Raw genomic sequence first — 23,680 nt, 5'->3', positions numbered from 1 at the left:
CGAGGCGGAATGCCGACATTCTGAGGGCTTTTCACAAAACGGTCTGATTTTCCGTCCATTTGGAAGGCGCGTGACGACGCCACCGCCGCTGTAAGCGTGCGGTCTGCTGCGTAGGGCACAATCGGTTTTTCCCGAAAATTTCCCGCTCCCCGATGAACCTTCGCGTCCTTTCCGCCGTTGCCGCCGCGACGTTTTCTGCCTTCCTGCTCGCGTCCACGCCAGCCTTCGCCGACGACGCACCCTCCGGACACTGGGTCAGCGCCTGGAGCACAGCGCTCCAGCAGATCCCGCAGCGCGCCGAGTTGCCGGCGCTGTATCGCGCACCTGAATTCGGCGGGCGCACGGTCAGGCAGATCGTCTATCCCGCCATCGATGGAAAGCAGCTTCGCCTGCGGTTCAGCAATGTGTATGGCACGGCGCCGCTCGTTATCGATGGTGCGCAGGTCGCGCGCGCAGTAGCGGGCAACGCGGCAGGAACGCGGGCGGGAACGACGCGTTCCGTCACGTTTGGCGGCAAGCCGGGCGTGACCATCGCGCCGGGTGGCCAGGTCGACAGCGATCCTGTGGCATTCAATATCGCTGCTTACCAGCCGCTGGCGGTGAGCACCTATATGGCTGAAGGTCAGAAACTGGCTGCGTGGCATCGGGTGGCAAGCCAGGTCAACTACATCTCGACGCCCGGCAACCATTCCGCCGATACCGACGCCTCCGCCTTCCGCACGCGCTTTACGCAATTCGTGTGGCTGACGAGCGTTGCCGTCGATACCGCCCCCGCGCAGACCCTTGTTGCCATTGGCGATTCCATCACCGACGGGATGCGTTCCACGCCTAACGCCAATCGCCGATGGACCGACGCACTCGCGCGCCGGCTCACCCAAAAGGGAATTGAAGGAACGGCGGTGGTCAACGCAGGAATCAGCGGCAATCGCTTGTTGAGCCCGTCGCCATGTTACGGCGACGCCGTGCTGAGCCGCTTCGATCGCGATGCTTTGCGCCAGCCGGGCGTCCGGTCGGTGATCGTGCTGGTCGGCATCAACGACATCAATTTCCCTTCGATGCCCCCGCACGCCAGCCTCGATTGCGACGATCCCCACACGCCCGTCACGGCCGACTCGCTGCTGCGCGGCTACCAGCGGCTTATTGCCCAGGCGCACCAGCGCGGAGTGAGGATCTATGGCGCGACGCTTACGCCGGCCGCCTTGCCGCCCGAACGCGAGGCGATCCGCACCGCAGTGAACAATTCCATCCGGTCCAGCCGGGCGTTCGATGGCGTCGTTGACTTCGATCGCGCGCTGCGAGACCCGGATCACCCGGACAAACTGCAACGCCGCTATGACAGCGGTGACCACATCCATCCGAGCGACGCGGGATATGCCGCAATGTCGGAGGCGGTTCCTATCGAAGAAATGGGCCTTACGAGGTCCGCAGCCGGCGCCAAATAAGCTTCTTTTCAAATTATTTGAAGATGCTCTTGCCAGACCTGTCGGTATCGCCTATTATTCGCCTCCTCGTTTCGCAACGAGGGCCGCCAAGGAAACAGGCGGGCTCCAAAGTCGGTAAGTTTGAAAGCAAAACGCTCACAAACTTGTTGACAAGGGGAAAAAGATTCTACATAATCTCGTTTCTGTGCTGCAAACGCAGCGACGCGAAAGCGGTGGTGTTCTGAGGGATGGGATGCTGCGGTTTTGGTGAATGTTCTTTAAAAACTAACAGCCGATAAGTGTGGGCGCTTGGTGTTTTGCTTTAGAGCGTGGTGGTGTCTTTCGGGGCGCTGCCGTGAAGCGAAAGTATCAAGTCTCACACTAGTATTAAGGTAGGTTTTGAGCGTCTTTTCAGAGATGGAAAGATGGGAGGAACTTGTCAGTACGTTGAGTGAGCGACCTATTCGGAAGAATAGAAAACAGTAACAGGCATTGAACTGAAGAGTTTGATCCTGGCTCAGATTGAACGCTGGCGGCATGCCTTACACATGCAAGTCGAACGGCAGCACGGGGGCAACCCTGGTGGCGAGTGGCGAACGGGTGAGTAATACATCGGAACGTGTCCTGTAGTGGGGGATAGCCCGGCGAAAGCCGGATTAATACCGCATACGATCTACGGAAGAAAGCGGGGGATCGCAAGACCTCGCGCTATAGGGGCGGCCGATGGCAGATTAGCTAGTTGGTGGGGTAAAGGCCTACCAAGGCGACGATCTGTAGCTGGTCTGAGAGGACGACCAGCCACACTGGGACTGAGACACGGCCCAGACTCCTACGGGAGGCAGCAGTGGGGAATTTTGGACAATGGGGGAAACCCTGATCCAGCAATGCCGCGTGTGTGAAGAAGGCCTTCGGGTTGTAAAGCACTTTTGTCCGGAAAGAAAACCTTTGCACTAATACTGTGAGGGGATGACGGTACCGGAAGAATAAGCACCGGCTAACTACGTGCCAGCAGCCGCGGTAATACGTAGGGTGCGAGCGTTAATCGGAATTACTGGGCGTAAAGCGTGCGCAGGCGGTTCGTTAAGACAGATGTGAAATCCCCGGGCTTAACCTGGGAACTGCATTTGTGACTGGCGAGCTAGAGTATGGCAGAGGGGGGTAGAATTCCACGTGTAGCAGTGAAATGCGTAGAGATGTGGAGGAATACCGATGGCGAAGGCAGCCCCCTGGGCCAATACTGACGCTCATGCACGAAAGCGTGGGGAGCAAACAGGATTAGATACCCTGGTAGTCCACGCCCTAAACGATGTCAACTAGTTGTTGGGTCTTCATTGACTTAGTAACGTAGCTAACGCGTGAAGTTGACCGCCTGGGGAGTACGGTCGCAAGATTAAAACTCAAAGGAATTGACGGGGACCCGCACAAGCGGTGGATGATGTGGATTAATTCGATGCAACGCGAAAAACCTTACCTACCCTTGACATGGTCGGAACCTGGCTGAAAGGCTGGGGTGCTCGAAAGAGAACCGATACACAGGTGCTGCATGGCTGTCGTCAGCTCGTGTCGTGAGATGTTGGGTTAAGTCCCGCAACGAGCGCAACCCTTGTCCTTAGTTGCTACGCAAGAGCACTCTAAGGAGACTGCCGGTGACAAACCGGAGGAAGGTGGGGATGACGTCAAGTCCTCATGGCCCTTATGGGTAGGGCTTCACACGTCATACAATGGTCGGAACAGAGGGCTGCCAACCCGTGAGGGGGAGCTAATCCCAGAAAACCGATCGTAGTCCGGATCGTAGTCTGCAACTCGACTACGTGAAGCTGGAATCGCTAGTAATCGCGGATCAGCATGCCGCGGTGAATACGTTCCCGGGTCTTGTACACACCGCCCGTCACACCATGGGAGTGGGTTTTACCAGAAGTGGCTAGTCTAACCGCAAGGAGGACGGTCACCACGGTAGGATTCATGACTGGGGTGAAGTCGTAACAAGGTAGCCGTATCGGAAGGTGCGGCTGGATCACCTCCTTTCTCGAGCTCAACGCTTCTGAACGAAGCACTAAAGTGCTCACGCTTATCGGCTGTAAGAAGACAGGCTAAGGGTCTGTAGCTCAGTTGGTTAGAGCACCGTCTTGATAAGGCGGGGGTCGTTGGTTCGAATCCAACCAGACCCACCATTTACTCTTGAACGTTTGAAAGAACGAACGAAGATAAATGCAGACCCTCAAGCATCAAGGTATCTGGGGGATTAGCTCAGCTGGGAGAGCACCTGCTTTGCAAGCAGGGGGTCGTCGGTTCGATCCCGTCATCCTCCACCAATCATCAATGCCAAGCACGTTTAGACCGAGCCATGCCGGTCGAGCGTGATTTGCATTGGCGATTGAGCCAGTCAGTAAAATCATGTGGAGCATAGCGCTTCAGGTGATGCTGTCGTTCTTTAACAATCTGGAAGAAGTAGTAAAGAGATTCACGAAAGCATACTTAGAGATGGGTGTGTGAGTAGGTGAATCAGGGTTGTGATTGTATCAATGTATGAAAAAGTGATCGAGAGATTGCTTTGGAATACGGCGCAACACGAATACTCAACCTATAGCGGTGTGAAAGAGGTTTCCCTCGAAGCTGAACTTCGGTTCGGAGTCGGGAGGGGTCTCGGAGACGCACTCGTTATAGGGTCAAGCGAACAAGTGCATGTGGTGGATGCCTTGGCGATCACAGGCGATGAAGGACGCGGTAGCCTGCGAAAAGCTACGGGGAGCTGGCAAACGAGCTTTGATCCGTAGATGTCCGAATGGGGAAACCCGGCCCTTCTGGGTCATCCGTAACTGAATACATAGGTTACGTGAAGCGAACGCGGTGAACTGAAACATCTAAGTAACCGCAGGAAAAGAAATCAACCGAGATTCCCAAAGTAGTGGCGAGCGAAATGGGATCAGCCTGTACTCTTTAGCACGACCGTTAGCCGAACACTCTGGAAAGTGTGGCCATAGCAGGTGATAGCCCTGTAGGCGAAAGCGGATGTGTGGAACTAGGTGTACGACAAGTAGGGCGGGACACGTGAAATCCTGTCTGAAGATGGGGGGACCATCCTCCAAGGCTAAATACTCGTGATCGACCGATAGTGAACCAGTACCGTGAGGGAAAGGCGAAAAGAACCCCGGGAGGGGAGTGAAATAGATCCTGAAACCGCATGCATACAAACAGTCGGAGCCTCGTAAGGGGTGACGGCGTACCTTTTGTATAATGGGTCAGCGACTTACGTTCAGTAGCAAGCTTAACTGATTAAGGCAGGCGTAGCGAAAGCGAGTCCGAATAGGGCGTTCAGTTGCTGGGCGTAGACCCGAAACCAAGTGATCTATCCATGGCCAGGTTGAAGGTGCGGTAACACGTACTGGAGGACCGAACCCACTAATGTTGAAAAATTAGGGGATGAGCTGTGGATAGGGGTGAAAGGCTAAACAAACTTGGAAATAGCTGGTTCTCTCCGAAAACTATTTAGGTAGTGCCTCGTGTATCACCTTCGGGGGTAGAGCACTGTCATGGTTGTGGGGTCCATTGCGGATTACTACGCCATAGCAAACTCCGAATACCGAAGAGTGCAATCACGGGAGACAGACATCGGGTGCTAACGTCCGGTGTCAAGAGGGAAACAACCCAGACCGCCAGCTAAGGTCCCCAAATATTGCTAAGTGGGAAACGAAGTGGGAAGGCTAAAACAGTCAGGAGGTTGGCTTAGAAGCAGCCACCCTTTAAAGAAAGCGTAATAGCTCACTGATCGAGTCGTCCTGCGCGGAAGATGTAACGGGGCTAAGCAATATACCGAAGCTGCGGATGCGAGATTTATCTCGCATGGTAGGAGAGCGTTCCGTAAGCCTGTGAAGGTGCATTGAAAAGTGTGCTGGAGGTATCGGAAGTGCGAATGCTGACATGAGTAGCGATAAAGGGGGTGAAAAGCCCCCTCGCCGTAAGCCCAAGGTTTCCTACGCAACGTTCATCGGCGTAGGGTGAGTCGGCCCCTAAGGCGAGGCAGAAATGCGTAGCTGATGGGAAGCAGGTTAATATTCCTGCACCATTGTTAAATGCGATGGGGGGACGGATCGCGGAAGGTTGTCCGGGTGTTGGAAGTCCCGGTCCTTGTATTGGAGAAGGCGCTTAGGCAAATCCGGGCGCGGAATTCAAGGGTACGAGGCCATTCACTTAGGTGAAGAAGCAATCGGAAGTGGTTCCAAGAAAAGCCTCTAAGCTTCAGTTTAACAAGACCGTACCGCAAACCGACACAGGTGGGCGAGATGAGTATTCTAAGGCGCTTGAGAGAACTCGGGAGAAGGAACTCGGCAAATTGGTACCGTAACTTCGGGATAAGGTACGCCCCTGTAGCTTGATGCGCCTGCGCGCAAAGGGTGAAGGGGTTGCAATAAACTGGTGGCTGCGACTGTTTAATAAAAACACAGCACTCTGCAAACACGAAAGTGGACGTATAGGGTGTGACGCCTGCCCGGTGCCGGAAGATTAAATGATGGGGTGCAAGCTCTTGATTGAAGTCCCGGTAAACGGCGGCCGTAACTATAACGGTCCTAAGGTAGCGAAATTCCTTGTCGGGTAAGTTCCGACCTGCACGAATGGCGTAACGATGGCCACACTGTCTCCTCCCGAGACTCAGCGAAGTTGAAGTGTTTGTGATGATGCAATCTCCCCGCGGCTAGACGGAAAGACCCCATGAACCTTTACTGTAGCTTTGCATTGGACTTTGAACCGATCTGTGTAGGATAGGTGGGAGGCTATGAAACCGGAACGCTAGTTTCGGTGGAGCCGTCCTTGAAATACCACCCTGGTTTGTTTGAGGTTCTAACCTTGGCCCGTGATCCGGGTCGGGGACAGTGCATGGTAGGCAGTTTGACTGGGGCGGTCTCCTCCCAAAGTGTAACGGAGGAGTACGAAGGTACGCTAGGTACGGTCGGAAATCGTGCTGATAGTGCAATGGCATAAGCGTGCTTAACTGCGAGACCGACAAGTCGAGCAGGTGCGAAAGCAGGTCATAGTGATCCGGTGGTTCTGTATGGAAGGGCCATCGCTCAACGGATAAAAGGTACTCTGGGGATAACAGGCTGATACCGCCCAAGAGTTCATATCGACGGCGGTGTTTGGCACCTCGATGTCGGCTCATCTCATCCTGGGGCTGTAGCCGGTCCCAAGGGTATGGCTGTTCGCCATTTAAAGAGGTACGTGAGCTGGGTTTAAAACGTCGTGAGACAGTTTGGTCCCTATCTGCCGTGGGCGTTGGATATTTGAAGGGGGCTGCTCCTAGTACGAGAGGACCGGAGTGGACGAACCTCTGGTGTACCGGTTGTCACGCCAGTGGCATCGCCGGGTAGCTATGTTCGGAAGAGATAACCGCTGAAAGCATCTAAGCGGGAAACTCGCCTTGAGATGAGATATCCCTGGAGCTTCGAGCTCCTTGAAGGGTCGTTCTAGACCAGGACGTTGATAGGTCAGGTGTGGAAGTGCAGTAATGCATTAAGCTAACTGATACTAATTGCCCGTAAGGCTTGATCCTATAACCAGTGTGTGTCGGCAGCCGTTAGTGCTTAAGCACGTATGGATGCCCCATCCCGCGCCATGCGCGGGGTCTTGAGTACACGCATCGGTTGAGATCAGTGTTGTGCCTGATATAAGTAGTAGCAAACACAACCCCAAGCTTCACCCGTAATAACGAGGCGTGCTCAACACATGCACTCGACTACTTCTTCCCCAGATTGGTTCAGTCGCACCGCTTCACCGCGACTGAACACCCCCTCAATGCCTGATGACCATAGCGAGTTGGTACCACCCCTTCCCATCCCGAACAGGACCGTGAAACGACTCCACGCCAATGATAGTGCGGATACCCGTGTGAAAGTAGGTAATCGTCAGGCTCCTCATCCTCTGCATCTCATCGCAGTCGCTAAAACCCCACCCCTTCAAGGTGGGGTTTTTGCGTTTACAAATCACTTATAAGTGAGAGACGTCGAAATGTGGTAGGCGCTGATGGCTTGACAAAGTGTCTGACTAACCTCATAATCGTCAGTTCTCTGCGGAGGGGTGCCCGAGTGGCTAAAGGGGGCAGACTGTAAATCTGTTGGCTTACGCCTACGTTGGTTCGAATCCAACCTCCTCCACCAGAACATGTAGCAAGCGTCGGGAATCGTTAGACCCAAGCGGGTGTAGCTCAATGGTAGAGCAGAAGCCTTCCAAGCTTATGACGAGGGTTCGATTCCCTTCACCCGCTCCAGCATCAAGGTCCGCCCATGTGGCTCAGTGGTAGAGCACTCCCTTGGTAAGGGAGAGGTCAGCAGTTCGATCCTGCTCATGGGCACCAGCAACATAGTCCACACTGTTTGCGCGCGGCGCAAGGTACGGAAAAATTCCTGTTAGGAGTCGAAAATGGCAAAAGGTAAATTCGAACGGACCAAGCCGCACGTCAACGTAGGCACGATTGGTCACGTCGACCACGGCAAGACCACGCTGACGGCAGCAATCGCAACGGTGTTGTCGAAGAAGTTCGGCGGCGAAGCGAAGGCGTATGACCAGATCGACGCGGCGCCGGAAGAGAAGGCACGTGGTATCACGATCAACACGGCACACGTCGAGTACGAAACGGCTGCGCGCCACTATGCGCACGTTGACTGCCCGGGTCACGCCGACTATGTGAAGAACATGATTACGGGTGCAGCGCAGATGGACGGCGCAATCCTGGTGTGTTCGGCTGCAGACGGCCCGATGCCGCAAACGCGTGAGCACATCCTGTTGGCTCGCCAGGTTGGCGTGCCGTACATCATCGTGTTCCTGAACAAGTGCGACATGGTGGACGACGCCGAGTTGCTGGAACTCGTCGAAATGGAAGTGCGTGAGCTTCTGTCGAAGTACGATTTCCCGGGCGACGACACGCCGATCATCAAGGGTTCGGCCAAGCTGGCGCTGGAAGGCGACACGGGCGAGCTGGGCGAAGTGGCGATTTTGAACCTGGCTGATGCGCTGGACACGTACATCCCGACGCCGGAGCGTGCAATTGACGGTACGTTCCTGATGCCGGTGGAAGACGTGTTCTCGATCTCGGGTCGCGGCACGGTGGTGACGGGTCGTATCGAGCGCGGTATCGTGAAGGTAGGCGAAGAAATCGAAATCATCGGTATCAAGCCGACGGTGAAGACGACGTGCACGGGCGTGGAAATGTTCCGCAAGCTGCTGGACCAAGGTCAAGCGGGCGACAACGTGGGTATTCTGTTGCGCGGCACGAAGCGTGAAGACGTGGAACGTGGTCAAGTGCTGGCCAAGCCGGGTTCGATCACGCCGCACACGCACTTCACGGCCGAAGTGTATGTGCTGAGCAAGGACGAAGGCGGTCGTCACACGCCGTTCTTCAACAACTATCGTCCGCAGTTCTACTTCCGTACCACGGACGTGACGGGTTCGATCGAGTTGCCGAAGGACAAGGAAATGGTCATGCCGGGCGACAACGTGTCGATCACGGTGAAGCTGATCGCTCCGATCGCCATGGAAGAAGGTCTGCGCTTCGCTATCCGTGAAGGCGGTCGTACCGTCGGCGCCGGTGTCGTGGCCAAGGTTCTCGAGTAAGTCGAGCAACGCCAGAAATTGCTCGATAGTCTGTAGTTTTCGGGGTTAGCGAAATTGCTGACCCCAACTGGTTTAGGGGTATAGCTCAACTGGCAGAGCGTCGGTCTCCAAAACCGAAGGTTGGGGGTTCGATTCCCTCTGCCCCTGCCACAATCTTGCGTCTCCGGGCGCTGTTTAAGGTGTTATGGCGAATCCTTCCGTCGAAACTGTAAATACTTCCGGCGACAAGTTGATGTTGACCGCGGGCGTATTGTTGGTCTTGGCCGGGTTCGTAGGTTTCTTCTGGCTCAGTGGCCAGGAGTGGTACGTTCGCGGCGCCGCGCTGGCTGTCGGCTTGATCGCGGGTGTCGCGGTCGGTCTTCTCTCCGCACCGGGAAAAGGTTTTATCGCCTTTGCCAAAGATTCGTACAAAGAAGTCCGCAAGGTGGTGTGGCCGACGCGTAAGGAAGCCACGCAAACCACATTGGTGGTCTTTGCATTTGTGCTTGTCATGGCAATCTTCTTGTGGCTTAGCGATAAGTCGATCGAGTGGGTGATATTCTCGGTAATTCTGGGTTGGAGATGATATGAGCGAAGCACAGGCATCACCAGGCGGAAAACGTTGGTACGTCGTGCACGCCTACTCCGGCATGGAGAAGAGCGTGCAACGTGCGCTTCAAGAGCGTATCGACCGCGCCGGCATGCAGGATCAGTTTGGTCAAATCCTCGTCCCGACCGAAGAAGTCGTGGAAGTGAAGGGCGGTCACAAGTCTGTGACTGAGCGTCGTTTCTTTCCGGGCTATGTGCTCGTCGAGATGGAAATGACGGACGAGACGTGGCACTTGGTAAAGAACACGGCCAAGGTGACAGGTTTCGTTGGCGGGGCGCGCAATCGCCCGAGCCCGATCTCTCCGCGTGAAGTGGAAAAGATCATGTCGCAGATGCAGGAAGGCGTGGAGAAGCCGCGCCCGAAGACCCTGTTTGAAGTAGGCGAGATGGTGCGGGTCAAGGAAGGCCCGTTCACGGACTTCAACGGCAACGTCGAAGAAGTGAACTACGAAAAGTCGCGGGTTCGCGTATCGGTGACGATTTTCGGACGTTCAACGCCGGTAGAGCTTGAGTTTGGTCAGGTAGAAAAGGTTTAACAAGTACCCGTTGTTCGCCGCGCTCGAAGTGTGAACTTCGTAGCGCGGTTCGCGCTTACAGTCCGCATATGACTGTTGAGGAGCGTCAGTAGCCATTTTGGCGAACGCGCGTTATCACTCACCGAACGCTAACGCGTTCTGCAGAGGTTTTCAACATGGCAAAGAAAATCATCGGCTTTATCAAACTGCAGATTCCTGCAGGTAAAGCCAATCCGTCACCGCCGGTTGGTCCGGCACTGGGCCAGCGCGGCCTGAACATCATGGAGTTCTGCAAGGCGTTCAACGCGCAGACTCAAGCGATGGAGCCGGGTCTGCCCGTGCCGGTGGTCATTACGGCATTCGCGGACAAGAGCTTCACGTTCATCATGAAGACGCCGCCGGCTACCGTTCTGATCAAGAAGGCTGCGGCCATCCAGAAGGGTTCGCCGAAGCCGCACGTCGACAAGGTCGGCAATATCACGCGCGCGCAAGCTGAAGAAATCGCAAAGACCAAGATGCCTGACCTTACGGCAGCAGACCTGGATGCAGCGGTTCGTACGATCGCAGGCAGCGCCCGTTCGATGGGCATCACCGTGGAGGGCGTTTAAATGGCTAAGCTTTCCAAGCGTCTCCAAGCGCTGGCTACCAAGGTAGACCGCATGAAGCTGTACCCGGTCGACGACGCTCTGTCGATTGTAAAAGAGTGCGCAAGCGCCAAGTTCGATGAATCCATCGACGTGGCTGTGCAACTCGGCATCGATGCGAAGAAGTCGGATCAGGTGGTTCGCGGTTCCGTCGTGTTGCCTGCCGGTACCGGCAAGTCGGTTCGCGTTGCTGTGTTTGCGCAAGGCGAAAAGGCTGAGCAAGCTCGTGCGGCTGGTGCAGAAGTGGTCGGCATGGAAGACCTGGCAGAACAGGTCAAGGCCGGTAACCTTAATTTCGACGTCGTGATCGCTTCGCCGGACACGATGCGCGTTGTCGGTACGCTCGGTCAGATCCTCGGCCCGCGCGGCCTGATGCCGAACCCGAAGGTCGGCACGGTAACGGCTGACGTTGCCCAGGCAGTTCGCAACGCCAAGGCTGGTCAGGTTCAGTTCCGCGTTGACAAAGGCGGGATCATCCACGCAACCATCGGCCGTGCATCGTTTGAGCCGGCGTCGTTGCGTCAGAATTTGTCGGCACTGGTGGACGCTCTGCAAAAGGCCAAGCCGGCGACCAGCAAGGGCGTGTATCTGCGCAAGATCGCATTGTCGAGCACCATGGGTGTCGGCGTGCGTGTCGATCACGCAACGCTCTCGCAGTAAAGAATCATGCAGCGGTTCACGTTGATTCGTGAACCGGTGTTAAGGGCTTTGGGCGGTTGCAAGCTGCGGTCTGGCGGGCAACCGGTTGTCAAAGACCGTTGGCGGAAGCGCAGCAATCAGGCGTGACCTTAATGTAAGCCAACGCAGATGGCGAACCCGGAACAGTTTTGGTGTGGTTGAAGTCGGTTGTCGCGTGTCGTGAGATACGCACTAGCCGGTCGAAATACTCCTGACAGGTCGGACGCCGTTGTTGAACGCGATGCGCTAAGTTGGCGCATCGAATCTGGAGGTTTAACCGTGCCACTGAACAAAGAAGACAAGCAGGCAGTTGTCGCTGAAGTCGCCGCGCAAGTCGCGAAGGCTCAGACGATGGTGCTCGCTGAGTATCGTGGAATTGCGGTTGGCGATCTGACCAAGCTGCGCGCAAAGGCTCGCGAGCAACAAGTGTATCTCCGCGTGTTGAAAAACACGTTGGCGCGTCGCGCCGTGGAAGGTACGCCGTTCGCTCCGCTGGCCGAGCAGATGACCGGTCCTCTGATCTACGGCATCTCTGAAGATGCAATTGCTGCTGCCAAGGTCGTTCACGACTTCGGCAAAACCAATGACAAGTTGATCATCAAGGCCGGTTCCTACGAAGGCAACGTGATGGACAAGGCGGCTGTGCAAGCACTCGCCAACATCCCGAGCCGCGAAGAACTGCTCTCCAAGTTGTTGTACGTCATGCAAGCTCCTGTTGCCGGCTTCGCGCGCGCTTTGGCCGCGCTTGCCGAAAAGAAGGGTGGCGGCGCAGAAGCTCCGGCTGAAGCGCAACCGGAAGCTGCTGCTTAACGTACCGCGCTTGGTTGCCTGGTTAGGCTTACAAGATCGCTGGCTGTATCCGAATTCAATTTAGGAGTATTTCAAATGGCAATCGCAAAAGATGACATCCTCGAAGCAGTAAGCTCGATGTCGGTTCTGGAACTGAACGAGCTGGTCAAGGCGTTCGAAGAGAAGTTTGGCGTGTCGGCTGCTGCCGTAGCTGTTGCTGGCCCTGCTGGTGCCGCTGCAGTTGCTGAAGAGCAAACCGAGTTCACGGTAAACCTGGTCGAAATCGGCGCGAACAAGGTGTCGGTGATTAAGGCTGTTCGCGAACTGACGGGTCTTGGCCTGAAGGAAGCGAAGGACCTGGTTGACGGTGCACCGAAGCCTGTTAAGGAATCGGTACCGAAGGCTGCTGCTGAAGAAGCGAAGAAGAAGCTGGAAGAAGCAGGCGCGAAGGCTGAAATCAAGTAAGTTCGGCTGCGCTTTGCTAAGGCTGGCGGTCTATGACCGCCGGCCTTTTTCTGCTTTGTAGGGACTAGGTTTCAAGTCGTTGGTTTCAGTAACTATGACCACGTAGATGCCAAAGAAAATCATCGGTTGGGAAGGTTTGCCGATTCTTTTCTTTGTCTTCTGAAGCGACTGCAGAAGGCAAGTTTGGTCGGGTAGCGGGAAACATAGGCATCCGCTGCCGTCAGCCAGCGGTTGGTAGCGGCCAACCACCAAGCTTCTAGGCTCGTCGTCCCTCCCCGGGACGTATGGCGAGTCTCAGTCGGTGAACACCGGGTCGTGTCATCGAGGTATCCCGCCTCGGCAACGCCCGTAGTGATTCGGAGATCGTATGCAATATTCCTTCACCGAGAAGAAGCGTATTCGCAAGAGTTTCGCGAAACGCCCCATCGTTCACCAGGTTCCCTTTCTGCTGGCTACCCAGCTTGAATCATTCAGCACCTTTCTGCAAGAGACCACCAGCGCAACACAGCGCAAAGCGGAAGGGTTGCAAGCAGCGTTTTCGTCGGTGTTCCCAATCGTTTCGCACAACGGGTTTGCGCGTCTCGAGTTCGTAAGCTACATGCTCTCGCCGCCGGCATTCAACATCAAGGAATGTCAGCAGCGTGGTTTGACGTACTGCTCCGCCTTGCGCGCCAAGGTGCGCCTGGTGCTGCTCGACAAGGAATCGCCGAGCAAGCCGGTCGTCAAGGAAGTGAAGGAGCAAGAAGTCTACATGGGCGAAATGCCGCTCATGACGCCGACCGGTTCGTTCGTCATCAACGGCACGGAACGCGTGATCGTGTCCCAGTTGCATCGTTCGCCTGGTGTGTTCTTCGAGCACGACAAGGGCAAGACGCACAGCTCGGGCAAGCTGCTGTTCTCGGCTCGTATCATCCCTTACCGTGGTTCGTGGCTCGACTTCGAATTCGACCCGAAGGACGTGCTGTATTTCCGCGTCGACCGCCGCCGGAAAATGCCGGTGACGATCCTGCTGAAGGCTATCGGCCTGACGCCGGAACAGATCCTCGCGAACTTCTTCGTATTCGATAACTTCGCGCTGATGGGCGAAGGCGCGCAAATGGAATTCGTGCCGGAGCGTCTGCGCGGCGAAGTCGCGCGTTTCGACATCCAGGATCGCGAAGGCAACGTCATTGTCCAGAAGGACAAGCGGATCAACGCCAAGCACATTCGCGACCTCGAAGCCGCAAAGACGAAGTTCATCTCGGTGCCGGAAGACTATTTGCTCGGCCGCGTGCTGGCGAAGAACGTCGTGGACGGCGAGACGGGCGAAGTGATCGCGAACGCAAACGACGAAATCACCGAAACCGTTCTCGAAAAGCTGCGCGAGTCGAAGGTCAAGGACATCCAGACGCTCTACACGAACGATCTGGATCAGGGTCCGTATATCTCGTCGACGCTGCGTATCGACGAAACGGCCGACCGCATGGCTGCGCGTATTGCGATTTATCGCATGATGCGCCCGGGCGAACCGCCGACCGAAGAAGCCGTCGAAGCGCTGTTCAACCGGCTGTTCTATAGCGAAGACGCGTACGACCTGTCGAAGGTAGGTCGTATGAAGTTCAATCGCCGCGTGGGCCGTGACGAAATCGTTGGCCCGATGACGCTGCAGGATGAGGACATCCTCGCGACCATCAAGATTTTGGTCGAGCTGCGTAACGGCAAGGGCGAAGTCGATGACATCGATCACCTGGGCAATCGCCGTGTGCGTTGCGTCGGTGAATTGGCTGAGAACCAGTTCCGTGCGGGCCTCGTGCGCGTGGAGCGGGCTGTGAAGGAACGTCTGGGTCAGGCTGAAAGCGAAAACCTGATGCCGCACGACCTGATCAACTCGAAGCCGATCTCGTCCGCCATTCGCGAGTTCTTCGGTTCGTCGCAGTTGTCGCAGTTTATGGACCAGACGAACCCGTTGTCGGAAATTACCCACAAGCGCCGTGTATCGGCTCTTGGACCGGGCGGTTTGACGCGTGAACGCGCAGGCTTTGAAGTTCGCGACGTGCACCCGACTCACTACGGCCGCGTGTGCCCGATCGAAACGCCGGAAGGTCCGAACATCGGCCTGATCAACTCGCTCGCGCTGTACGCGCACTTGAACGAATACGGTTTCCTCGAGACGCCGTATCGGAAAGTGGTGGACGGCAAGGTGACCGATCAGATCGATTACCTCTCGGCAATCGAAGAAGGCCGTTACGTGATCGCTCAGGCGAACGCGTCGCTGGGCGAAGGCGGCACGCTGACCGACGAGCTGGTTTCGTCGCGTGAAGCGGGCGAAACGCTGATGGTCACGCCAGACCGCATCCAGTACATGGACGTGGCGCCGTCGCAGATCGTGTCGGTGGCTGCTTCGCTGATTCCGTTCCTTGAACACGATGACGCGAACCGCGCATTGATGGGCTCGAACATGCAACGGCAGGCGGTTCCTTGCCTGCGTCCTGAAAAGGCCGTGGTCGGTACGGGTATCGAACGTACGGTGGCGGTCGACTCGGGTACGACCGTTCAGGCGTTCCGCGGCGGTCTCGTGGATTACGTCGATGCCGGCCGTATCGTGATCCGCGTGAACGATGACGAAGCAGTTGCCGGCGAAGTCGGTGTCGACATCTACAACCTGATCAAGTACACGCGTTCGAACCAGAACACGAACATCAACCAGCGTCCGATCGTAAAGGTTGGCGACAAGGTTGGCCGTGGCGACGTGGTGGCTGACGGTGCATCGACCGATCTGGGCGAGCTCGCGCTTGGCCAGAACATGCTCGTCGCGTTCATGCCGTGGAACGGCTACAACTTCGAAGATTCGATCCTGATCTCGGAGAAGGTCGTTGCCGAAGACCGTTACACGTCGATCCACATCGAAGAACTGAATGTGGTTGCACGCGACACGAAGCTCGGACCGGAAGAAATCACGCGCGACATCTCGAACCTGGCTGAAGTGCAACTCGGTCGTCTCGATGAGTCGGGCATTGTGTACATCGGCGCTGAAGTCGAAGCGGGCGACGTGCTGGTCGGCAAGGTCACGCCGAAGGGCGAGACCCAACTGACGCCGGAAGAAAAGCTGCTGCGCGCAATCTTCGGTGAGAAGGCGTCGGACGTGAAGGATACGTCGCTGCGCGTGCCGTCTGGCATGAGCGGAACGGTGATCGACGTGCAAGTGTTCACGCGCGAAGGCATTACGCGTGACAAGCGTGCACAACAGATCATCGATGACGAACTGAAGCGTTATCGCCTGGACTTGAACGACCAGTTGCGCATTGTGGAAGGCGACGCTTTCTCGCGTCTCGCCCGTATGCTCAACGGCAAAATCGCAAACGGCGGCCCGAAGAAGCTGGCGAAGGGCACGGCGATCGACCTGCCGTACCTGGAAGATCTCGATCACTACCACTGGTTCGACATCCGTCTGGCCGACGAAGAAGCTGCTGCGCAACTGGAAGCCATCAAGGATTCCATCGAACAAAAACGTCACCAGTTCGACCTGGCGTTCGAAGAGAAGCGCAAGAAGCTGACGCAAGGCGACGAACTGCCGCCGGGCGTGCTGAAAATGGTCAAGGTGTACCTGGCTGTCAAGCGTCGTCTGCAACCGGGCGACAAGATGGCCGGCCGTCACGGTAACAAGGGTGTGGTGTCGAAGATCGTGCCGATCGAAGACATGCCGTACATGGCCGATGGCCGTCCGGCCGACGTCGTGCTGAACCCGCTGGGCGTGCCTTCACGGATGAACGTGGGTCAGATTCTCGAAGTGCATCTGGGCTGGGCCGCGAAGGGTCTGGGATGGCGTATCGGTGAAATGCTGCAGCGTCAGACCAAGATCGAAGAACTGCGTGCGTTCCTGACGAAGATCTACAACGAGTCGGGCCGCCAGGAAGAGCTGGAAAACTTCACCGACGACGAAATCGTCGAATTGGCGAAGAACCTGCGCGAAGGCGTTCCTTTTGCAACGCCGGTGTTCGACGGCGCGACGGAAGGCGAAATGGAACGTGCGCTGGATCTGGCGTTCCCGGACGACATCGCGAAGCAGCTCGGCATGACGAAGTCGAAGAATCAGGTGCAGTTGAGCGACGGCCGCACGGGTGAACCGTTCGAACGGACGGTCACGGTGGGCTACATGCACTACCTGAAACTGCATCACCTGGTCGACGACAAGATGCACGCCCGTTCGACCGGACCGTACTCGCTCGTCACGCAGCAGCCGCTGGGTGGTAAGGCGCAGTTCGGCGGCCAGCGTTTCGGTGAGATGGAAGTGTGGGCGCTCGAAGCATATGGCGCTTCGTACGTGCTGCAAGAAATGCTGACTGTGAAGTCGGATGACGTGGCGGGTCGTACCAAGGTGTATGAGAACCTGGTCAAGGGTGACCACGTGATCGATGCCGGCATGCCTGAGTCGTTCAATGTGTTGGTGAAGGAAATCCGGTCGCTCGGTATCGACATCGACCTGGACCGGAACTAATCGGACTACTGGAGAGACGCAATGAAAGCTCTGCTCGATCTATTCAAGCAAGTCCAACAACCTGAAGTATTCGACGCGATCAAGATCGGTCTGGCCTCGCCGGACAAGATTCGCTCGTGGTCCTTCGGCGAAGTGAAGAAGCCTGAAACCATCAACTACCGGACCTTCAAGCCGGAACGCGATGGTCTGTTCTGCGCCAAGATTTTTGGCCCGATCAAGGACTACGAGTGCCTGTGCGGCAAGTACAAGCGCCTGAAGCACCGTGGCGTGATCTGCGAAAAGTGCGGCGTCGAAGTGACGCTCGCCAAGGTGCGTCGCGAACGGATGGGCCACATTGAACTGGCCTCGCCGGTTGCGCACATCTGGTTCTTGAAATCGTTGCCGTCGCGTCTGGGCATGGTGCTCGACATGACGCTGCGCGATATCGAACGCGTGCTGTATTTCGAAGCGTACGTGGTGATCGAACCGGGCATGACGCCGCTGAAAGCGCGGCAGATCATGACGGAAGAGGATTACTACAACAAGGTTGAAGAATACGGCGACGAATTCCGTGCCGAGATGGGCGCGGAAGGCGTGCGTGAACTGCTGCGCGCAATCAACATCGACGAACAGGTCGAAGTGCTGCGCACCGAACTCAAGAACACGGGTTCGGAAGCGAAGATCAAGAAGTACGCGAAGCGCCTGAAAGTGCTCGAGGCATTCCAGCGTTCGGGCATCAAGCCGGACTGGATGGTGCTGGAAGTGCTGCCGGTGCTGCCGCCGGAACTGCGTCCGCTCGTGCCGCTCGACGGCGGCCGTTTCGCTACGTCGGACCTGAACGACTTGTATCGCCGCGTGATCAACCGTAACAACCGGTTGAAGCGTCTGCTCGAATTGAAGGCGCCTGAGATCATCGTCCGCAACGAAAAGCGGATGCTGCAGGAAGCCGTCGATTCACTGCTCGACAATGGTCGTCGCGGTAAGGCAATGACCGGCGCGAACAAGCGTCCGCTGAAGTCGCTCGCTGACATGATCAAGGGTAAGGGCGGTCGTTTCCGTCAGAACTTGCTCGGTAAGCGCGTTGACTATTCGGGCCGTTCGGTGATCGTGGTGGGTCCGACGCTCAAGCTGCATCAGTGCGGATTGCCGAAGCTGATGGCGCTCGAACTGTTCAAGCCTTTCATCTTCAACAAGCTGGAAGTGATGGGTGTTGCTACCACCATCAAGGCCGCGAAGAAGGAAGTCGAGAACCAGACAGCCGTGGTGTGGGACATTCTCGAAGAAGTCATTCGTGAACATCCGGTCATGCTGAACCGTGCGCCTACGCTTCACCGTCTCGGCATTCAGGCTTTCGAGCCGGTGCTGATCGAAGGCAAAGCTATCCAGTTGCATCCGCTCGTTTGCGCGGCGTTCAACGCCGACTTCGACGGTGACCAGATGGCCGTTCACGTGCCGCTGTCGCTGGAAGCGCAGATGGAAGCGCGCACGCTGATGCTGGCGTCGAACAACGTCCTGTTCCCGGCCAACGGCGATCCGTCGATCGTGCCGTCGCAGGATATCGTGCTGGGTCTTTACTACGCATCGCGTGAAGCGGTGAATGGCAAGGGCGAAGGCATGACGTTCACCGGCGTGTCGGAAGCGATTCGCGCGTACGAAAACAAGGAAGTCGAGCTGGCGTCGCGGGTGAATGTCCGGATTACGGAAAACATTCACAACCCGGACCAAAGCGAAGGCGCACCGAAGTTCGTGCCGAAGATCACGCTGTACGCAACCACCGTTGGCCGTTCCATCCTGTCGGAGATCCTGCCGCCAGGACTGCCGTTCTCGGTGCTGAACCGTCCGCTGAAGAAGAAGGAAATTTCGCGCCTGATCAACACGGCATTCCGCAAGTGCGGTCTGCGCGAAACGGTGATCTTCGCCGACCAGTTGATGCAGATGGGTTTCCGTCTGGCTACGCGCGCCGGTATTTCGATTTGCGTCGACGACATGCTCGTGCCGCCGCAAAAAGAACAGATCGTCGGCGATGCAGCCAAGAAGGTGAAGGAATACGACCGTCAGTACATGTCGGGTCTCGTCACCTCGCAAGAGCGCTACAACAACGTGGTCGACATCTGGTCGGCAACGTCGGAAGCGGTCGGCAAGGCGATGATGGAGCAGTTGGCTACGGAACCCGTGGTCGACCGCGACGGTAATCAAACGAAGCAGGAATCGTTCAACTCGATCTACATGATGGCCGATTCGGGCGCGCGTGGATCGGCAGTTCAGATTCGTCAGCTGGCCGGTATGCGTGGCCTGATGGCGAAGCCGGACGGCTCGATCATCGAGACGCCTATCACGGCGAACTTCCGTGAAGGCCTGAACGTGTTGCAGTACTTCATCTCGACGCACGGTGCACGTAAAGGCCTGGCCGATACGGCGTTGAAGACGGCGAACTCGGGTTACCTGACGCGTCGTCTCGTTGACGTGACGCAGGATCTGGTCGTGGTCGAAGACGATTGCGGCACGACGAACGGCGTGGCCATGAAGGCGCTGGTTGAAGGTGGTGAAGTCGTCGAAGCCTTGCGTGACCGGATTCTGGGTCGCGTGGCGGTGGCTGACGTCGTCAACCCGGAAACGCAGGAAACGCTGTTTGAATCGGGTTCGTTGCTGGACGAAGATGCGGTCGACGAAATCGAACGCCTGGGTATCGACGAAGTGCGCGTGCGCACACCGTTGACCTGCGAAACGCGTTACGGCCTGTGCGCTTCGTGCTACGGCCGCGACCTGGGTCGTGGCTCGCGCGTGAACGTCGGCGAAGCGGTTGGTGTGATCGCTGCGCAGTCGATCGGTGAGCCGGGCACGCAGTTGACCATGCGTACGTTCCACATCGGTGGCGCGGCGTCGCGTGCGGCGATCGCTTCGTCGGTGGAAGCGAAGTCGAACGGTACGGTGCGTTTCACGGCAACAATGCGTTACGTCACGAATGCGAAGGGCGAGCAGATCGTCATCTCGCGTTCGGGCGAGGCGATCATTGCCGACGACCTCGGTCGTGAGCGTGAACGTCACAAAATCCCGTACGGCGCAACGCTGCTGCAACTCGACGGCGTCCAGATCAAGGCCGGTGCACAACTGGCTCAATGGGATCCGTTGACCCGTCCGATCATCACCGAGTGGGGCGGTACGGTGAAGTTCGAAAACGTCGAAGAAGGCGTGACGGTAGCCAAGCAGATCGACGATGTGACGGGGCTTTCAACGCTCGTCGTGATCGACGTGAAGCGTCGTGGTTCGCAGGCGTCGAAGAGTGTTCGTCCGCAAGTGAAGCTGCTCGATGCACAAGGCGAAGAAGTCAAGATCCCGAACACCGAGCATTCGGTGCAGATCGGCTTCCAGGTTGGCGCACTGATCACCGTGAAGGATGGTCAGCAAGTGCAGGTCGGTGAAGTGCTGGCACGTATCCCGGTTGAAGCGCAGAAGACGCGTGACATTACCGGTGGTCTGCCGCGCGTGGCCGAGTTGTTCGAAGCGCGCTCGCCGAAGGACGCCGGCATTCTGGCGGAAGTCACGGGTACGACGTCGTTCGGTAAGGACACGAAGGGCAAGCAGCGTCTCGTCATTACCGACGTGGAAGGGGAACAGCATGAGTTCCTGATCACGAAGGAAAAGCAGGTGCTGGTGCATGATGGTCAGGTCGTCAACAAGGGCGAAATGATCGTCGACGGCCCGGCGGATCCGCACGACATCTTGCGTTTGCAGGGTATCGAGGCGCTGGCGCGTTACATCGTGGACGAAGTGCAGGACGTGTACCGTCTGCAGGGCGTGAAGATCAACGACAAGCACATCGAAGTGATCGTGCGTCAGATGTTGCGTCGTGTGCAGATCGTCGACAACGGCGATACGCGTTTCATCATGGGCGAACAAGTCGAGCGTTCGGACATGCTGGACGAGAACGACCGGATGGCCGCGGAAGGCAAGATCCCCGCGACCTACGAGAACGTGCTGCTGGGTATTACGAAGGCATCGCTCTCGACCGATTCGTTCATCTCGGCCGCTTCCTTCCAGGAAACGACGCGCGTGCTGACCGAAGCCGCAATCATGGGCAAGCGCGACGATCTGCGCGGTCTGAAGGAAAACGTGATCGTCGGCCGTCTGATTCCGGCCGGTACGGGTCTCGCGTTCCACAAGGCACGCAAGAGCCGCGAGCTGTCGGATCGTCAACGTTTCGACCAGATCGCAGCGGAAGAATCGTTCGAGTTCGGTACGCCCGAAGCAGCACCGGTTGTACCTGCTGAACAGCAGCATCCGGCGGAATAAGTTTTGGAGGTCGGGCCGCAACAGGCCTGATTTTCAACGACTGATCTGCTAGCACAAGAAGCCGCCCGGTTTTTACCGGGCGGCTTTTTTTTGCTCTATCGAATGGCTAACGTTGAGCCGATGCCCGTTTAAGCACGCTCTGCGTTGGTAAAATCGGGTTACTCACGCTTCCGACGCATTCCGTCTTCCCAATGTCCCGTTCGCTCGAAATTCTCAAGGAAGTATTTGGCTATCCCGCATTCCGGGGGCAGCAAGGCGATATCGTCGAGCATGTGGCTGCCGGCGGGGATTCGCTCGTGCTCATGCCAACCGGCGGCGGGAAGTCGTTGTGTTACCAGATACCCGCTTTGTTGAGGCGCGAGGCGGGATTCGGCGCGGGGATTGTCGTGTCACCGCTGATCGCGTTGATGCAGGATCAGGTTGCCGCTCTCAGCGAAGTCGGCGTGCGCGCTGCTTGCCTGAACTCCACGCTGACCGGCGCTGAAGCCGCGGCTACTGAGCGCGCCCTGCGTAACGGCGAGATCGACCTGCTATACGTCGCGCCGGAACGTTTGATGACGCCACGTTTTCTCGAATTGATCGAGAGCGTGCGCATCGGTTTGTTTGCCATCGACGAAGCGCATTGCGTGTCGCAATGGGGCCACGATTTTCGCCCTGAATACATTCAGTTGTCGGTGCTGCACGAGCGCTTTCCATCGGTGCCCCGGATTGCACTGACGGCCACTGCCGACGCCATTACGCGCGATGAAATCGTGCATCGACTCGCTCTGGATGACGCAAGGATTTTCGTCTCGAGCTTCGACCGGCCGAACATCCGATACCGCATCGTGGAGAAGGACAACGCGCGTGCGCAGCTGCTCGATTTCATCCGCGCGGAGCACACCAATCCCGACAAAACCACGGACGCCGGCGTGATCTACTGTCTGTCGCGGCGAAAGGTGGAAGAAACCGCGGACTGGCTGAAAAGCCAGGGCGTACGAGCGCTGCCTTACCACGCGGGCATGGAGTACGAAACACGTCAGCGACACCAGGAAATGTTCAAGCGCGAAGAAGGCATCGTGATGTGCGCGACGATTGCTTTTGGCATGGGTATCGACAAACCTGATGTGCGTTTCGTCGCGCATCTGGATTTGCCAAAGAGCGTGGAGGGCTATTACCAGGAAACCGGCCGTGCTGGCCGCGACGGCATGCCGGCGAATGCGTGGATGGCCTACGGTCTTGGCGATGTTGTCCAGCAGCGCAAGATGATCGACGAATCAGACGCCGACGATACCCACAAGCGCGTGCAGGGCGGCAAGCTCGACGCGCTGCTAGGACTGTGCGAAGCGGCGTCATGCCGGCGCGTGCGCTTGCTCGGCTATTTCGGCGAAGCCAGCCAGCCTTGCGGAAACTGCGATACGTGCCTCGAGCCGCCCGAATCGTGGAACGCGACGCGCGAGGCGCAGATGGCCCTGTCCTGTGTGTATCGGGCGTACAAGGCTAGTGGGTTTCACTTTGGCGCAGGACATCTGATCGATATCCTGCGTGGCAGCCGTTCGGAGAAGTTGCTCCAGCGCGGTCACGAAAAACTCTCTACGTTCGGACTCGGCGCCGCGCTATCAGAACAGGAATGGCGCGCTGTTTTTCGTCAGTTGGTCGCGTTTGGCTACCTCGCCGTAGACCACGATGGTTTCGGCGCCCTCGTCCTCACCGAGGCGAGTAAAGCCGTGTTGAAGGGCGAGCAGAACGTTACGCTGCGCAAATATGTAAAGCCGACGCGCACCCGCCAGTCTTCCAGCCGGACGGGCGAGCGCGCCGATCCGACCGCCGGCATGTCGCCGCGCATCAAGGCTCGTTGGGAGCGGCTGCGCGCCTGGCGCGCGAGCATGGCGAAAAGCGACGGCGTGCCGGCATATGTCATTTTTCATGACGCAACGCTGGCGGAGATCGCGCGCAACGAGCCGGATTCCATTGAGGATTTGCGGCAGATTCCCGGTATCGGGGCGCGCAAGCTCGATCGGTTTGGCGACGAATTGCTCGAAGTAGTCGGCGCTGACTAGCTTTTTGCGCGCCGGCTACTCCTGCCGCCCCCCAAGCTATTGACCGCATTACGAATTTCAGACTATGATGCTAGGTTCTCGTTCTTGGATCTGCTAACGAGGATTTCCTCGCACGCATAAACCAGGAGCCGGAGTGCTCGGCGCGCAGTCCGTTTTGCTTTGCCCGAAACGGGAGCGCCGATTTTGATCAATTTAG

At 57.2% G+C, this 23,680-nt stretch carries 11 protein-coding genes, 6 tRNA genes and 3 rRNA genes; all 20 read left to right on the top strand.

Going from position 1 to position 23,680, the window contains the following annotated elements; genetic code table 11:
• Positions 1–152: 152 nt before the first annotated feature.
• The 20 genes from AXG89_RS04540 (at position 153) to recQ (ending at position 23,484) form a co-directional block, all read left to right on the top strand.
• Complete coding sequence (locus AXG89_RS04540; protein ID WP_062168157.1) at positions 153–1,442, top strand: SGNH/GDSL hydrolase family protein; 1,290 nt, start codon at positions 153–155, stop codon at positions 1,440–1,442.
• Positions 1,443–1,915: 473 nt separating this feature from the next.
• Positions 1,916–3,446, top strand: a 16S ribosomal RNA gene (locus AXG89_RS04535).
• Positions 3,447–3,515: 69 nt separating this feature from the next.
• Positions 3,516–3,592: transfer RNA gene (locus tag AXG89_RS04530), tRNA-Ile, on the top strand.
• A gap of 65 nt (positions 3,593–3,657) precedes the next feature.
• Positions 3,658–3,733: transfer RNA gene (locus AXG89_RS04525), tRNA-Ala, on the top strand.
• A gap of 352 nt (positions 3,734–4,085) precedes the next feature.
• A 23S ribosomal RNA gene (locus tag AXG89_RS04520) occupies positions 4,086–6,966 on the top strand.
• 245 nt (positions 6,967–7,211) lie between these two features.
• Positions 7,212–7,324: ribosomal RNA gene (gene rrf / locus AXG89_RS04515) — 5S ribosomal RNA — on the top strand.
• The 16S, 23S and 5S rRNA genes sit together here with 5 tRNA genes alongside, the layout of an rRNA operon.
• A 160-nt stretch (positions 7,325–7,484) precedes the next feature.
• A tRNA-Tyr gene (locus tag AXG89_RS04510) sits at positions 7,485–7,570 on the top strand.
• 36 nt (positions 7,571–7,606) lie between these two features.
• Positions 7,607–7,680: transfer RNA gene (locus AXG89_RS04505), tRNA-Gly, on the top strand.
• Between the two features lie 12 nt (positions 7,681–7,692).
• Positions 7,693–7,767: transfer RNA gene (locus tag AXG89_RS04500), tRNA-Thr, on the top strand.
• Between the two features lie 65 nt (positions 7,768–7,832).
• Positions 7,833–9,023 (top strand): elongation factor Tu, encoded by a 1,191-nt coding sequence (gene tuf, locus AXG89_RS04495; RefSeq protein WP_062000489.1) that lies wholly within the window; start codon positions 7,833–7,835, stop codon positions 9,021–9,023.
• Between the two features lie 74 nt (positions 9,024–9,097).
• Positions 9,098–9,173 (top strand) — tRNA-Trp (locus AXG89_RS04490).
• A 34-nt stretch (positions 9,174–9,207) separates the two neighbouring features.
• Entirely contained in the window at positions 9,208–9,588 is a 381-nt protein-coding gene (gene secE, locus AXG89_RS04485; RefSeq protein ID WP_056355385.1) for a preprotein translocase subunit SecE, read from the top strand.
• A gap of 1 nt (position 9,589) precedes the next feature.
• Positions 9,590–10,147 (top strand): transcription termination/antitermination protein NusG, encoded by a 558-nt coding sequence (gene nusG / locus AXG89_RS04480; protein WP_062000499.1) that lies wholly within the window; start codon positions 9,590–9,592, stop codon positions 10,145–10,147.
• A gap of 155 nt (positions 10,148–10,302) precedes the next feature.
• Positions 10,303–10,734 carry a 50S ribosomal protein L11 gene (gene rplK, locus AXG89_RS04475; protein ID WP_056355388.1) on the top strand — a complete coding sequence of 144 codons (432 nt, stop codon included), beginning with the start codon at positions 10,303–10,305 and terminating at the stop codon, positions 10,732–10,734.
• Positions 10,735–11,430, top strand: a complete 696-nt coding sequence (gene rplA / locus AXG89_RS04470; RefSeq protein ID WP_062000498.1) for a 50S ribosomal protein L1 — start codon at positions 10,735–10,737, stop codon at positions 11,428–11,430.
• A gap of 297 nt (positions 11,431–11,727) precedes the next feature.
• Positions 11,728–12,258, top strand: coding sequence for a 50S ribosomal protein L10 (gene rplJ / locus AXG89_RS04465; protein WP_062000497.1), 531 nt, complete (start codon positions 11,728–11,730; stop codon positions 12,256–12,258).
• A 75-nt stretch (positions 12,259–12,333) separates the two neighbouring features.
• Positions 12,334–12,702 (top strand): 50S ribosomal protein L7/L12, encoded by a 369-nt coding sequence (gene rplL / locus AXG89_RS04460; RefSeq protein ID WP_062000496.1) that lies wholly within the window; start codon positions 12,334–12,336, stop codon positions 12,700–12,702.
• Between the two features lie 367 nt (positions 12,703–13,069).
• Positions 13,070–17,176 carry a DNA-directed RNA polymerase subunit beta gene (gene rpoB / locus AXG89_RS04455; RefSeq protein ID WP_062000495.1) on the top strand — a complete coding sequence of 1,369 codons (4,107 nt, stop codon included), beginning with the start codon at positions 13,070–13,072 and terminating at the stop codon, positions 17,174–17,176.
• 21 nt (positions 17,177–17,197) lie between these two features.
• Entirely contained in the window at positions 17,198–21,445 is a 4,248-nt protein-coding gene (gene rpoC / locus AXG89_RS04450) for a DNA-directed RNA polymerase subunit beta' (protein ID WP_062000494.1), read from the top strand.
• Positions 21,446–21,636: 191 nt separating this feature from the next.
• Positions 21,637–23,484, top strand: a complete 1,848-nt coding sequence (recQ, locus tag AXG89_RS04445) for a DNA helicase RecQ (RefSeq protein WP_062168155.1) — start codon at positions 21,637–21,639, stop codon at positions 23,482–23,484.
• Positions 23,485–23,680 lie beyond the last annotated feature (196 nt).

The organism is Burkholderia sp. PAMC 26561 (assembly GCF_001557535.2).
In the GTDB taxonomy this organism is placed as follows: domain Bacteria; phylum Pseudomonadota; class Gammaproteobacteria; order Burkholderiales; family Burkholderiaceae; genus Caballeronia.
The sequence above is the reverse complement of the archived record's forward strand: the minus strand, read 5'-3'. Positions and strand labels throughout refer to the sequence as shown.